The 13,084-nt window shown below is 71.5% G+C and carries 14 protein-coding genes and 1 pseudogene; 10 read left to right on the top strand and 5 right to left on the bottom strand.

Features of this window, described 5'->3' with window-relative positions; genetic code table 11:
- Positions 1 to 153: 153 nt before the first annotated feature.
- Together ACFU6K_RS13640 and ACFU6K_RS13635 are read right to left on the bottom strand one after the other, a co-directional pair.
- Complete coding sequence (locus ACFU6K_RS13640; RefSeq protein WP_380662856.1) at positions 154 to 642, bottom strand: SAM-dependent methyltransferase; 489 nt, start codon at positions 640 to 642, stop codon at positions 154 to 156.
- A 42-nt stretch (positions 643 to 684) separates the two neighbouring features.
- Positions 685 to 2,061 (bottom strand): Tat pathway signal protein, encoded by a 1,377-nt coding sequence (locus ACFU6K_RS13635; protein ID WP_380662854.1) that lies wholly within the window; start codon positions 2,059 to 2,061, stop codon positions 685 to 687.
- 191 nt (positions 2,062 to 2,252) lie between these two features.
- Between ACFU6K_RS13635 and ACFU6K_RS13630 the strand changes: the two genes are divergently transcribed.
- The 6 genes and pseudogenes from ACFU6K_RS13630 to ACFU6K_RS13605 all read left to right on the top strand — a co-directional run bounded on the left by ACFU6K_RS13630 (position 2,253) and on the right by ACFU6K_RS13605 (position 5,804).
- The gene (locus ACFU6K_RS13630; protein ID WP_380662852.1) at positions 2,253 to 2,825 is read left to right on the top strand and encodes an ATP-binding protein; all 573 of its coding nucleotides are present in this window, start codon (positions 2,253 to 2,255) and stop codon (positions 2,823 to 2,825) included.
- Between the two features lie 108 nt (positions 2,826 to 2,933).
- The gene (locus ACFU6K_RS13625) at positions 2,934 to 3,887 is read left to right on the top strand and encodes a hypothetical protein (RefSeq protein WP_380662850.1); all 954 of its coding nucleotides are present in this window, start codon (positions 2,934 to 2,936) and stop codon (positions 3,885 to 3,887) included.
- Positions 3,888 to 3,920: 33 nt separating this feature from the next.
- On the top strand, positions 3,921 to 4,523 hold the full coding sequence (locus ACFU6K_RS13620) for an AAA family ATPase (RefSeq protein ID WP_380662848.1): 603 nt from the start codon (positions 3,921 to 3,923) through the stop codon (positions 4,521 to 4,523).
- Complete coding sequence (locus tag ACFU6K_RS13615) at positions 4,510 to 5,043, top strand: class IV adenylate cyclase (protein ID WP_380662846.1); 534 nt, start codon at positions 4,510 to 4,512, stop codon at positions 5,041 to 5,043. The genes ACFU6K_RS13620 and ACFU6K_RS13615 overlap by 14 nt, the downstream gene beginning before the upstream one ends.
- A gap of 73 nt (positions 5,044 to 5,116) precedes the next feature.
- Positions 5,117 to 5,437: pseudogene (locus ACFU6K_RS13610) on the top strand (radical SAM protein); the annotation flags it as partial.
- Positions 5,438 to 5,531: 94 nt separating this feature from the next.
- Positions 5,532 to 5,804, top strand: coding sequence for a DNA mismatch repair protein MutT (locus tag ACFU6K_RS13605; RefSeq protein ID WP_380662859.1), 273 nt, complete (start codon positions 5,532 to 5,534; stop codon positions 5,802 to 5,804).
- Positions 5,805 to 5,860: 56 nt separating this feature from the next.
- Here ACFU6K_RS13605 and ACFU6K_RS13600 read toward each other — a convergent pair whose 3' ends face one another.
- The 3 genes from ACFU6K_RS13600 to ACFU6K_RS13590 form a co-directional block, all read right to left on the bottom strand.
- On the bottom strand, positions 5,861 to 6,763 hold the full coding sequence (locus ACFU6K_RS13600; protein ID WP_380662857.1) for a 5'-3' exonuclease H3TH domain-containing protein: 903 nt from the start codon (positions 6,761 to 6,763) through the stop codon (positions 5,861 to 5,863).
- Between the two features lie 59 nt (positions 6,764 to 6,822).
- Positions 6,823 to 7,905, bottom strand: a complete 1,083-nt coding sequence (locus ACFU6K_RS13595) for a cation diffusion facilitator family transporter (RefSeq protein WP_380662844.1) — start codon at positions 7,903 to 7,905, stop codon at positions 6,823 to 6,825.
- 194 nt (positions 7,906 to 8,099) lie between these two features.
- Entirely contained in the window at positions 8,100 to 8,828 is a 729-nt protein-coding gene (locus ACFU6K_RS13590) for a gamma-glutamyl-gamma-aminobutyrate hydrolase family protein (protein ID WP_380662842.1), read from the bottom strand.
- 199 nt (positions 8,829 to 9,027) lie between these two features.
- Here ACFU6K_RS13590 and ACFU6K_RS13585 point away from each other — a divergent pair, with 199 nt between their 5' ends.
- The 4 genes from ACFU6K_RS13585 to ACFU6K_RS13570 all read left to right on the top strand — a co-directional run.
- Positions 9,028 to 10,422 (top strand): glutamine synthetase family protein, encoded by a 1,395-nt coding sequence (locus tag ACFU6K_RS13585; RefSeq protein WP_380662840.1) that lies wholly within the window; start codon positions 9,028 to 9,030, stop codon positions 10,420 to 10,422.
- 3 nt (positions 10,423 to 10,425) lie between these two features.
- Positions 10,426 to 11,805 carry an aldehyde dehydrogenase family protein gene (locus tag ACFU6K_RS13580; RefSeq protein WP_380662838.1) on the top strand — a complete coding sequence of 460 codons (1,380 nt, stop codon included), beginning with the start codon at positions 10,426 to 10,428 and terminating at the stop codon, positions 11,803 to 11,805.
- Positions 11,806 to 11,812: 7 nt separating this feature from the next.
- Positions 11,813 to 12,613: a 3-oxoacyl-ACP reductase gene (locus tag ACFU6K_RS13575; protein ID WP_380662836.1), complete on the top strand. Its 801-nt coding sequence runs from the start codon at positions 11,813 to 11,815 to the stop codon at positions 12,611 to 12,613.
- 144 nt (positions 12,614 to 12,757) lie between these two features.
- Positions 12,758 to 13,084: DUF2510 domain-containing protein (locus tag ACFU6K_RS13570; protein ID WP_380662834.1), on the top strand; the 327-nt coding region annotated here is incomplete at its 3' end.

The raw sequence follows: 13,084 nt of genomic DNA, 5'->3' as shown, positions 1-13,084 counted from the left end.
CGCAACACGACCCACCCCCACAGACAGCCAACCCGCCCCGACCGACAGACACTTACTGTCCCACGCCCAACCCAACCGACTTCGCCAGCAGAGTCATCAGGCCGACTTCTCGCGGAGAAGAGGCAGCCGAAACGAACGAGGCGATGCCGATGGTCAGGCCGTGGGCGGCGCCGGCGCGAAGTAGTCGCGGAGCATCTCCGTCGGCCACGCGGGTTGGCGGACCTCTCCGCGTGGTCCGAACTCCTCGAACCACGGCTTCACTTCGAGGACCGGAGTGCCGTCGATGGCATCCAGGTCCTCGACGTGCAGGTCCAGGCCGTCGACCTTCACGAGCCGGCAGCGGGAAGACCCGAGCCAGTTGATGCGACGCATGTTCCGGTGGCCGAACACACCGACCTCGGGCCAGTCCGGGTTGTCCCGGGGGCGGCGCGCGCCGAAGTTCAGATCGGTCGGGTCGGTCCGGTGGAAACGGAAGATCACGTCGAGGTGGGAGAACTCCTCCAGCCCCTTCGTCGCGTCGAGCGGAAACCTGTCGCCGTCGAGCCGGATGATGGCGCGCGTCCCTCCCCAGTAGTCGTCGGTCGGTTCCGTTCGACCTCCTACAACGTGCCCCAGTGCTTCCACGCTGAAGACGTCACTCATGTGCTTTCCCTCCTTGGAACGGACCGCGCTTGGATGGGCGGGTCAGATGGTGGCTGCCAAGTACTCGGCAGCGCGCCTGTCGACGGCGTCGATGGTCGCCACCTTCCGTCCGCGATAGGGAGACAGCGCGCTGCGGATCCGCAGCGCGACATCGCGGGTGCGGGCAGATCGGACGGTCTGCATGGCGTCGAGTGAATCGGACCAGATCGTGCAGGCCTCGTCGATGGAGTGCTGCCGAGCCTTTACGAGGCCCAGGTGGCCGAGCGTGACTGCGTGAGTCCTGGTGAAGGAGGAGGCCTTGCGGGTCGCAACGCTGCGGGCGAACTCTCTCGCCGCACCTTCCAGGTCGCCGAGGTCTCGCAGTGTCGATGCCGTCTCGTGCGCCAAGGACGCTTCTCCGAAGAAGAACACCCGGGCCGGTTCGTCGTCGCCGGGGGAGGCCGCAGACAGATCGCGTTCGGCTTGGAGCAGCGCGGCGTTCGCCTCCGTGGTGCGTCCCGCAGAGGCCAGGGCGCGTGCGTGGACGACGCCGAGCAGGGAACGTTCGCGTGGGCTGGCGAGCGCATACCTGTTGCCGGCCATGGATGCCTCGGCGACCCTGACGGCGTGGTGGGGTTTCTGGAGGTCGACCGCTTGATGGGCCATGGCGCGCAGGACGTGGCCGGCCATCGCGGGGTCGTCGGCCTCGGCCGCCAGTTTCACGGCGACGGTGTAGTAGTGCTGGGCGGTGGGGTGCTCGCCGTTGTCGAACGCCGTCCACCCGGCCAGATAGGCGAGTTCGGAAGCTGCCGAGAACATCTCCCGCCGCACCTGGTCGGAGGCGAAGGTGCCTTGGAGGAAATCTCCGACGTCCGTGAGGAGGTACTGCGCGACCGCTGTTCGTCCGTGGCCGCCGCCGCGGCGCTGATCGAGTTGGGAGAAGAGTCCGGTCATCTCCCGGACGGCGTTGACGTCGGCCTGGCCGGCGCGGCGCTGTGTGATGCCGCGGCCGTCGGTGCGGGCCATGCTCTCCCACCAGCTGTCGGGGGGGATGTTCAGCGCTCCGAGCGAGTACGTGAGCGTGCGGAGGAGCTGTCTGCGTTCCACGTCAACGTCGATCCGTCCGAGAGCCGCCAGGGCCTTCAGCGTATCCAAGCCCCAGGCGCGTAGGTCCGGTTGATCGTCTCCGAGCCCCATCGCCGCCAGGGTGATGTCCCGGTTCAGCCAGTTGGTGAGCACCTCTGCGAGGTACTGCGGGATGTTCCCGGAGGGTTTCACACCCTGGCGGACCCACTGCGTCACGGACACCCGGCTGGGCCGTGCCGGGTCGTTCTGGCGGGCCGCGACAGCGCATAAAGCCCGGGCGAGGGCTTCGTTCGGCCGACCGGTCTCCCGGATCAGACAGCCCAACTGCTCATTGGGTTGGCGAGTGCGCCCCATGGGGGTCTCCTGGCGATGCCGTTTAACCGGTTTAACAACGGACAGTCGCCAGAAGCTTACTCCCAGCCATTATTGACGGTTTGCTGTTTCGTGCAAGGCAGTTACAGACCGCACTGCAAATGTTCCGTCACCCCGGTCGGCAGTATGGCTTGCCTCCCGACAGCCCCGACCCGAGCGAGTGAGGCGCCTCCATGGAATCCGGATCACGCATCATCACGACGAAGTTCCCCGCCGAACGGGAGCAGATCGGCGAGCTCCGCCGCTGGGCCAAGGCGGCCATGCCGCTGCTCGGGCTCGACCTGGGTGACCGACAGTGCGGCGACTTGCTGGACGACGTGGAGCTCGTCCTGTCCGAACTCGGCACCAATGCCGTTCTGCACGGCTGCGGCGGCGATCGGCCGGACGTGAAGCTGACGGCCTCTCTGGCGTACGCCTCGGGCGTGCTGCGCGTGTCCGTGGCCGACCCGGGTGACGGCCGGCCCGAGTGCCGGCCGACGAGCACCGACGCGACCTGCGGCCGTGGCCTGCGGCTGGTCATCGGGGTCGCGTCCCGGTCCGGTGTTGAGAATCTTCCCGAAGGAGGCAAGGAGATCTGGGCCGAGATCGAGCTGCCCGATCCGGTGCGGCCGGTGACTGTTGTGGTTGATCAGGTCAGCCGGCAGACCGGGATGCCGCGCTCGGAGACCGCCGTACGGGACTCCCCTCCTCGGCCGGCCTGTGGCCGGTTGCCCGGTCGTCCGGCACTCGACCGAACACCGGTGTAGGCGCCGTGCAGTCAGCCGGTGACGCCCGTTGCACGTGACGCCCGGCGGGACGAACGGACCGGTCTCCCTTCCCACCCATCCGTTCAATTCATATGTGAGGACTGCTCCGTGAGCGTCGGAACGCGCACCAGAACGCTGCTCAAGACCATCAGCCCCGCCCGCAGACTGGACATCGCGGCCTCCTACGAGGCCCTGACGCAGGCCTGTGTGGCCACCGGCGACGACCCCGCGAAAGCCGAACTGCTCAGCGACAGCCCGAACCACCTGTGGTCGCTCGGCTCGCGCTCGTGCGCACTCGCCATCGTGCACCCCGACGTGGACGAGGCCTGGGCGCTCATCAAGGGCGCGCAGTTCCTCCGGGAACACCGACTCCCCGTCACCTCCGCCTACTACACCGAGGTCCGCGCGGCCGCCGACGGCCGGGCCGTGACCTTCTGGCGGGATCCCGGGAGGCCGAGCACAGACACCTCCCTGTCCGCGTGGGTGACCGCTCTCGCCCACCGCATCGACCCCGGGGCGGCTCCGTGGCTGCGGGAGCACGACCCGTTCGTCGGCCTGCTGGACGGCCTGGACGACGCGCCGCTGGACGAGTCCGCCTGCCGGTTCCTGCGCGAACGCGCCGCCCAACTGCGCGAGGAGTGGGACTACCTCGACTGGCCGACCCCGGACACCGTCGTCCTCGGCGCCCTCGGCATGGTCCCCTGCCACGATGACGGCACCCACGTCGGACTCCTCCTGCGCCGCCCGCTGACGCGAGGCCACCGCGAGTGGGACCTCGTCGCCGCCCGCTGGCGCTCCGAACTGCTCACCGGCCCGCGTCAGGACCACCGGACCTACGCCGACACCTACCTCTCCTATGAGCGGGAGGGCCGGCTCCCGGACCACCCCTACATCGGAGCCTGGTCCGGCTACCAGGTCGTACGCGACATCGTCGTCCTCACCACGGTGCTGACCACGGTCCGCCGCGCCCACCTCGATGCCGGCATCCGCCAGGAGGCCGCCCACCGCATCGCGTGCCTGCGTGGCGCCCACCCGGTCCCGTGGAACTGGGGTCCGCGATGAAAGTCCGAACCAGGAAACGGAGTTCACAAGGACGTGACCCGAGGATTCTTCATCACCATCGACGGTCTCAGCGCGAGCGGGAAGACCACGGTCGCCCCGCTGGTCGCGGCCCTCGTTGACGGCGTCCACCTCACGGACGACACGTTGCCGACCTTCCCCCGCATGCGTGCGGAGGTGGACGCCGCCGGCATCCTGGCGGCGCGGTTCCACTGGTGGATGATGGCCAATCACGTCAAGTCCGAGACCGCTCGCGCGGTTGTCGGGGCGGGCCGGACCGTGGTGGTCGAGTCCTACTTCCCGCGCACCATCGCCACGCACAGGGCGATGGGTCACGTCTGCGCGCCGGAGTACCCGGAGGGAGTCCTCGTCCCGCATGTGCCGATTCTGCTGGAGGTGGACGAACGCGTCCGCCAGGAGCGGCTTCGTCGGCGGGAGGAGCTGGGGACGCTGAGCTCCTGGCACCGGCGAGAGGAGCCGAACGTGGCCGAAAGCTCCCGTGTGTACCGGGCGTTCGGACTGCTGCGCGTCGACGGCACCGACCGCACGCCTGCCGAGGTGGCTCACAGCATCGCCGATACCGTGCGCTCGTATGCCCGCACCGCATCGAGGAAGGCAATTCCCCATGACCGCAACTGAGTTCGAAGTGAAGATCCTCGACGTCGATCCGGAGGAGATCCGCGTTCTCCTCGCCGAGGCCGGGGCCTCGCACGTGGTCGACCGCTTCCAGCGCCGCTATGTCTACGACATCCCCGGCCGGCCGGGAGCGTGGGTCCGGCTGCGTGACACGGGCACCGACGTCACCCTGTGCGTCAAGGAGATCCACTCCGACGCGATCGACGGCGTGACCGAAACGGAGACGACCGTCGGTGACTTCGACGCCACGAACACGCTCCTCGGCAAGCTCGGCTACCAGCCGAAGGCGTACCAGGAGAACCGTCGGTCCTCCTGGACGCTCGGTGGCGCGGCCATCGAGATCGACCACTGGCCGCTGATCCCCCCGTACGTGGAGATCGAGGGCGTCAGTGCCGAGCACGTCCGGGCGACCGCCCGCGCGCTCAAGTTCCCTCTGGAGGAGCTGACGAGCGAGAACACGACCAAGGTCTACCGCCGGTACGGGATCGACATCGAAGCGATTCCCCGGCTCACGTTCGAGTGATAGGAGACAAGCCTTGTCAGCTACCCACCGTCCGGCGATCAGGGTCGTCCGGGACAGGACCATCCGCATCAAGGTGATCGACGACTGCGGGTTGGCCTGCACGTTCTGCCACAACGAGGGAACGCCGGTTTCCGCCGACAATCGAGGCCGCACCGAACTGCCTTTCGTCGCGGGCCCGGGCAGGACCGGGCGCGTGTCGATCTACAGCGAGACGAACGGGGTCGGCTTCCTTGCCGCGAGGATGGCCCCGGACGTGTCCTTCCGGCGAGCGGTGCGAACCGTGGCGAGGGCGTTCGACGCCGATGAGGTCCACCTCACGGGCGGGGAACCCACCCTTCACACGGAGGTGCCCGCGCTGGTCGCGGCGCTCACCGGTATGGGGTTGAGCGTCGGGATGACCAGCAACGGGGAACGCGGCCGGCAGGTGATGGCGGAGTGCTCCGCGGCCGGACTCGGCCGAGAAGCCCGCCCACGGCGCCGCCCGCGAACTGCGGGAGGAGACCGGTATCACGACCGACCCGGCCCGCCTCCGCCTCGCCTACACCGTCCTCCACCACCAGGGCCAGGCGACCCTGCGCCTCGGGCTGTTCTACCTCGCCACCGAATGGGAAGGGGAGCCCGTCAACCGCGAACCGGAGAAGTGCCTGGACCTGCGCTGGTTCGCCGAGGACGACCTGCCCGACGACCTGATCCCGTACCCCGCCGTCGGCATCCGCGGCGCCCTCACCGACCCCGATGGCCTGGCGCACCACGGACGGTAGCGCAGGGGCCCGCACGTTCGCGTCGAACGTGCGGGCCCCGGCACGAGTACGGTGGCTCAGCGGGTGGCCAGGGACTCCAGGAGGCGGTCGAGGGAGGTGCCGAGGCCCCAGCGGGTGGAGAGTTCCTCCAGGGTCATGGGGTAGAGGGGTTCGCGGGGGAGCGTCGGGTCGAAGTCCGGGAGGGGGGCGTCGGGGGCGACGCGGACGACGGTGGGGGCGACGTCGAGGTAGGCGGCGCCCTCGACGATGTTGCGGCGGCGGGCCGGGGTGAGCTTGGAGCCGAGGTCGAGGGCGGCGGCGCGGATGGCCGGGAGGTCGCCGTACTCGTTGATCAGTTGGGCGGCGGTCTTCTCGCCGATGCCCTTGACGCCGGGCAGGCCGTCGGACGGGTCCCCGCGGAGGGCGGCCATGTCGGCGTACTGGGCGCCGCGTACGCCGTACTTCTCCTGGAGCAGCGCGTCGTCGGTGACCTGGAGGTTGCCCATGCCCTTGACCGGGTAGAGCACGGTGATCCCGCGGGCGTCGTCGACCAGCTGGAAGAGGTCGCGGTCGCCGGTGACGATCTGCACCGGGCCGGTGGCGCGGGCGGTGAGGGTGCCGATCACGTCGTCCGCCTCGTAGCCGGGGGAGCCGACCCGGGCGATGCCGAGGGCGTCCAGCACCTGCTCGATCACGGGGACCTGCGGGGCCAGGGTGTCGGGCACCTCCTCCTCGCCGTCCTCGGCGGCCTCGGCGACCCGGTGGGTCTTGTAGGAGGGGACGAGGTCGACCCGCCACTGCGGGCGCCAGTCGGCGTCCATGCAGGCGACCAGCTGGTCGGGCCGGTGGTCGTGGACCAGCCGGGCGATGAAGTCCAGCAGGCCGCGGACGGCGTTGACCGGCTCACCCTGCGGCGAGCGCAGGGTGTCCGGTACGCCGTAGTAGGCCCGGAAGTACAGGCTGGCGGAGTCGAGCAGCATCAGTCGCGGTGCGGTCACGACTCAGAATCATGCCGCACCGCGACGACAGGAGGGCGGCTTCAGTGCTCGTGCGGGCCGGCGCGGTGGACCGGGCCGTGGGCGTCGGAGCAGTGCTCGACGTCGACGGCCTTGTCGCCCGGCCCGGCGATCTGCAGCAGCGCGCCGGCCTCGTCCTCGCCGACGTGGTCGACCTGGAGGGTGGAGTGGGTGATCCCGTACTCGTCCGAGAGCCGGCGTTGCAGGGAGCGCCGCACCGCGTGGCAGTCGCCGCCGGGGGTGACCAGGATGTGCGCGGACAGGGCGGGCTGGCCGGAGGTGATCTCCCAGATGTGCAGGTCGTGGATCTCCTCGACCAGCGGTTCGGTGACCATCCGGTCGGCCACCGCGTCCGGGTCGATCCCGGCCGGCGCGGCCTCCAGGAAGATCCGCCCGGAGTCCCGGACCAGCGCGATGCCGGCCTTGAGCATCAGCGCGACGACGATCAGCGAGGCGATGGCGTCGGCCCGGGCGAAGCCGGTGGTCAGCACGATCGCGCCGGCGACGGCGGTGGCGATGAAGGCGTACAGGTCGGTCAGGACGTGCTGGAAGGCGCCTTCGACGTTCAGCGAGCTGCGGTTGGCCTTGGACATGCACCAGGTGGCCGCGAGGTTGACGACGATCCCGACCAGCGCGGTGACCAGCACCAGCGAGCCGGTGACCTGCGGCGGCTCGAACAGCCGGGTGATCGCCTCGTAGCCCAGCCAGGCCGACAGCACCAGCAGGGTGACCCCGTTGGCCTGCGCGGAGAGGATCTCGGCGCGCTTGAGGCCGTAGGTGTAGCCGCCCCGGGCCGGGCGGGCGGCGAGCCGCATGGCGATCAGCGCGAGCACGATCGAGGCGGCGTCGGTGAGCATGTGCGCCGCGTCCGAGATCAGGGCCAGGGACTGGGCGGCGAAGCCGACCACGACCTCGCCGGCCATGAAGACGACGATCAGGGCGAGGGCGCTGAGCAGCCAGCGGCGGTCCGCGTCGGCGGCGACCCCGTGCGAGTGGCCGCCGTGCCCGCCGGAGCCGTGCGCGTGCCCGCCGGAACCGTGCGAGTGCGAGGGCGAGTGCCTCTGGTCATGCGCATGATCATCGTGCGAGTGCTCGTGCCCGGCCATGGAAGTCCTCTCTGGGCGCACGGGTGGGAAAGGGGGCGCGCTGCGACCGCCCCGCAACCGAAGTGAACCGCAGAATCGACAAAGATCCAAAGGCTGTACTGGTGACCGTTGTCGTTGCCGTTCGGAGGGCCGGACCCGGTGCACGCCGCACCCCTCCGACCGGCTGAATTCCCCTACCCCCGCGCCCAGTTGATCTACCCCAGCGCCAGCGCGTCGAGGACCGCCGCGGTGGCCGCCCGGACCAGGGCCCGCATCAGCCGGAGGTCCTCCCCCTGTTCCGGGTGCCACTGCACCCCGAGCGCGAACCCCGGCCCCTCCACCGCCTCCACCGTCCCGTCCGGCGCGTGGGCGCTCACCCGCAGGCCCGCCCCCACCCGGTCGACGGCCTGGTGGTGGAAGGTCGGCACCTCCAGCTCGCTCTCCGGCAGCAGCCCGCCCAGCAGCGTCCCCGGCACCGGCCGCACCAGGTGCGAGCCGTAGCACCCGGGCGAGCCGCCGTGCACGTCCACCGGCACCACGTCCGGCAGGTGCTGCACCAGCGTCCCGCCGCACACCACGTTCAGGACCTGCATCCCCCGGCAGACGGCCAGCAGCGGCATCCCCGCCGCCAGCGCCGACCGCAGCAGCGCGACCTCCCAGGCGTCCCGCTCCGGCGAGTCCACCTCCGTCGCCGGGTGGGCCGGCTCCCCGTAGTACGCCGGGTCGATGTCCGGACCGCCCGCGATCACCAGGCCGTCCAGCCGGGCCAGCACCTCGGGGGCGCGCTCCGGGACGTCCGGCGGCAGCAGGACCGCGATCCCGCCGGAGTCCCGGACCTGCGCGGTGTACCGCTCGGGCAGTAGGGCCACCCGGCGGCCCCGCCAATCGCTCCAACTCGCGTCCACCAGGTAGGTGCTGACGCCGATCAAAGGCCTGCGATCCATGGCGCGCATTCTCCCCCCGGAGCACCTGATCCACCGTCAGCCACGCGCGTCGGCGCGCCACGGGCGTCCGGCACCCACCCGACACCCACCCGACACCCATCCGCCGCCCACCCCGCCCTCTTCCGCCCCGCGAGTCTCAGGCCGTACGGTTCGCTGTGACCGCTTGATCTCGAAGAGTGATCGAGGAGGAGGGTTCGGCATGTCCGAAACGCCCGATCGGGCCGCCGCGGGCTCGCCGCGCCGGCCGCCGCTGACCCTGGACGGGCTGCGCACCCTGGTGGACGCCGGCGAGGTGCACACCGTCGCGCTCGCCTTCACCGACATGCAGGGCCGCCTCCAGGGCAAGCGCTTCGCCGCCCGGTTCTTCCTCGACGAGGTGGCCGAGCACGGCGCCGAGGCCTGCGACTACCTGCTGGCCGTCGACGTCGACCTGAACACCGTGGACGGCTACGCCTTCTCCTCCTGGGCCACCGGCTACGGCGACTTCGCGATGCGCCCCGACCTCGGCACCCTGCGGCTGACCCCCTGGCAGCCCGGCACCGCCCAGGTCACCGCCGACCTCGCCCGGCACGGCGGCCACCCGGTGGACGCCGCCCCGCGCCAGCTGCTGCGCCGCCAGATCGCCCGGCTCGCCGAGTACGGCCTGGCCGCCGACATCGGCACCGAACTGGAGTTCCTGGTCTTCCGCGACACCTACGAGCAGGCCTGGCTGGGCGGCTACCGCGGCCTGACCCCGGCGAACCTCTACAACGTGGACTACTCGATGCTGGGCACCGCCCGGGTCGAGCCGCTGCTGTCCCGGATCCGCACCGAGATGGCCGGCGCCGGCCTGGTGGTGGAGTCCGCCAAGGGCGAGTGCAACCTCGGCCAGCACGAGATCGCCTTCCGTTACGCCGATGCCCTCACCACCTGCGACCAGCACAGCGTCTACAAGACCGGCGCGAAGGAGATCGCGGCCCAACTCGGCTGCGCGCTCACCTTCATGGCCAAGTACGACGAGCGCGAGGGCAACAGCTGCCACATCCACCTCTCGCTGCGCGACGCCGTCGGCGCCCCCGCCTTCGCCGACCGGGACGGCCGGATGACCGACACCATGCGGCACTTCCTGGCCGGCCAGCTGGTCGCGCTGCGCGAGTTCAGCCTGCTGTACGCGCCGAACATCAACTCCTACAAGCGCTACCGCCCGGGCTCCTTCGCCCCGACCGCCGTCGCCTGGGGCCGGGACAACCGCACCTGCGCCTACCGGGTGGTCGGCCACGGCCCCGGCCTGCGGATGGAGAACCGGGTGCCGGGCGGCGACGTCAACCCGTACCTCGCGGTGGCCGGGATGATCGCGGCCGGCCTGCACGGGCTGCAGCGCAAGCTGGATCTGCCCGCCCCCTGCCTCGGCAACGCCTACGCGGTCGAGGAGTACGCCCGGGTGCCCGGCTCGCTGCGCGAGGCCGCCGGGCTGTGGGCGGACAGCGCACTGGCCCGCGAGGCCTTCGGCGACGACGTGGTCGAGCACTACCTGAACATGGCCCGGGTCGAGCAGGCCGCCTACGACGGGGCGGTCACCGACTGGGAGCGCTACCGATCCTTCGAACGGATGTGAGCCATGACCGAGCCGAACGCGACCGCGGGGAGCAGCACCGTCCGCAACCCCGCCACCGGCGAGGTGCTCGCGACCGTCCCCGACACCGCCCCCGAGCAGCTGGACGCGGCCGTCCGGCGGGCGGTGAGGGCCCAGGCGGGCTGGGCCGCGCTGGCCCCCGGTGAACGCGCCCGGCTGCTGCGCCGGTTCGCCGACCAGGTCGAGGCGCACGTCCCGGAGCTGGCCGCTCTGGAGGTGGCGGAGGCCGGCCACCTCCGGGCCAACGCCCGCTGGGAGGCCGGCAACGTCCGGGACCTGCTGGAGTACGCCGCCGGGGGAGTGGAGCGGCTGACCGGCCGGCAGATCCCGGTCCCCGGCGGCCTGGACGTGACCTTCCACGAGCCGGTCGGCCTGGTCGGGGTGATCGCGCCGTGGAACTTCCCGATGCCGATCGCCGCCTGGGGCTTCGCCCCCGCCCTGGCGGCCGGCAACGCCGTCCTGCTCAAACCCGCCGAGGCCACCCCGCTGACCGCTCTGCGGCTGGCCGAACTCGCCCTCGCGGCGGGCCTGCCCGAGGGCCTGTTCCAGGCCGTCCCCGGCGCGGGCGCCACCACCGGGCGGGCCCTGGTGGACCACCCGGCCGTCCGCAAGATCGTCTTCACCGGCTCGACCCTCGTCGGCAAGGAGGTCGCCGCCCGCTGCGCCGCCCGCGCCAAGCGGGTCACCCTGGAGCTCGGCGGCAAGAGCCCCAACATCGTCTTCGCCGACGCCGACCTGGCCCGCGCCGCCGACCCGCTCTCCTTCGCCGACAACAGCGGCCAGGACTGCTGTGCCCGCAGCCGGATCCTGGTCCAGCGCGAGGTGTACGAGGACTTCCTCGCCCTGCTGCTGCCCGCCGTCGACACCCTGCGCACCGGCGACCCGACCGACCCGCAGACCCAGCTCGGCCCGCTGATCTCGGCCGCCCAGGTCCGCCGGGTGGCCTCCTACCTCACCCCCGACCTGCCGGTGCTGGCCCGCGGCAAGGTCCCGGACGGGCCCGGCTACTGGTACCCGCCGACGGTCGTCGCCCCCGAGGACCCGGAGGTCCCGGCCGTCACCGAGGAGATCTTCGGCCCGGTCGCCGCCGTCCTGCCGTTCACCGACGAGGCCGACGCGCTGCGGCTGGCCAACGCCACCCGCTACGGCCTGTCCGGCTCGATCTGGACCCGGGACGTCGGCCGTGCGCTGCGCCTGGCCCGGGGCGTACGGGCGGGCAACCTGTCGGTCAACTCGCACTCCTCGGTGCGCTACTGGACGCCCTTCGGCGGCTTCGGCGAGTCCGGGGTGGGCCGCGAGCTGGGGCCGGACGCGCTGCGCCACTTCACCGAGACCAAGAACGTCTTCATCCACAGCGAGGAGTGACAGCCCGATGAGCGAGAAGCACGCCGCTCCGGACGAGCCCGTCTGCCGCCGGCTGGTCGGCCGCACCGCCGTGGTCACCGGCGCGGGCAGCGGGATCGGCCTGGCCGCCGCCCGCCGGCTCGCCTCGGAGGGCGCGAAGGTGGTCTGCGCCGACCTCGACGAGGAGACCGGGCGGGCCGCCGCCAAGGAGGTCGGCGGGCTGTTCGTGCACACCGACGTCACCGACCCGTCCATGGTCGAGGCGCTGTTCGACGAGGCGTACGAGACCTGCGGCAGCGTGGACGTCGCGTTCAACAACGCGGGCATCTCGCCGCCCGAGGACGACTCGATCCTGACCACCGGCCTGGACGCCTGGCGCAGGGTCCAGGAGGTCAACCTGACCTCGGTCTATCTGTGCTGCAAGGCAGCGCTGCCGTACATGCGCCGGCACGGGCGGGGCTCGATCATCAACACCGCCAGCTTCGTGGCCCGGATGGGCGCGGCCACCTCGCAGATCTCCTACACCGCCTCCAAGGGCGGGGTGCTGGCGATGTCCCGCGAGCTGGGCGTGCAGTTCGCCCGGGAGGGCATCCGGGTCAACGCGCTCTCGCCGGGGCCGGTGGACACCCCGCTGCTGCGCGAGCTGTTCGCGAAGGACCCGGAGCGGGCCGCCCGCCGGCTGGTGCACATCCCGCTCGGCCGGTTCGCCCGGGCCGAGGAGATCGCCGCCGCGGTGGCCTTCCTGGCCAGCGACGACTCCTCGTTCATCACGGCGAGCGAGTTCCTGGTCGACGGCGGCATCTCCGGGGCGTACGTCACACCGCTGTAGCCGTACGCGGGGCGCGGCGGTCGGGCCGTGGCAGGGCCGCGGAAGGGTCGCCGCCGGGGTTCTCACCGGAATCTCATCGAAAACGGCGGGAATTCCGGGCCGCGCTGATTTCGCGTTTATCCGGCTGCCTTTAGATTCTCTACCGTGAGCGAGCAGATTCCCGCCGGGTGGTACCCGGACCCCAAGAACACCACCGGCGACCCGAGGCCGCAGCGCTGGTGGGACGGCAAGGGCTGGACGGCCGACACCCGGCCCGCACCCTCGGACGCCCCGGCGCCGCAGGCTCCGGAGGCGGAGCCGACGGCCGCCGCGGACCCGGGGCCGGGAGCGGCCGAGCGGACCACGGTGCTGGAGGGCGAGGTGCTGGAGAGCGGCCCGACCGTCCGCTACCCGGAGCCGCCGCCCTTCGGCACCGCCTACGGCTCGCCCGCCGGGCCGCCGCGCAAGGCCCGGCGCAAGCCCTCCAAGCTC

This window comes from Kitasatospora sp. NPDC057512, from assembly GCF_042802135.1.
GTDB lineage: Bacteria > Actinomycetota > Actinomycetes > Streptomycetales > Streptomycetaceae > Kitasatospora.
This window is presented reverse-complemented; position numbering and strand designations above follow the sequence as displayed.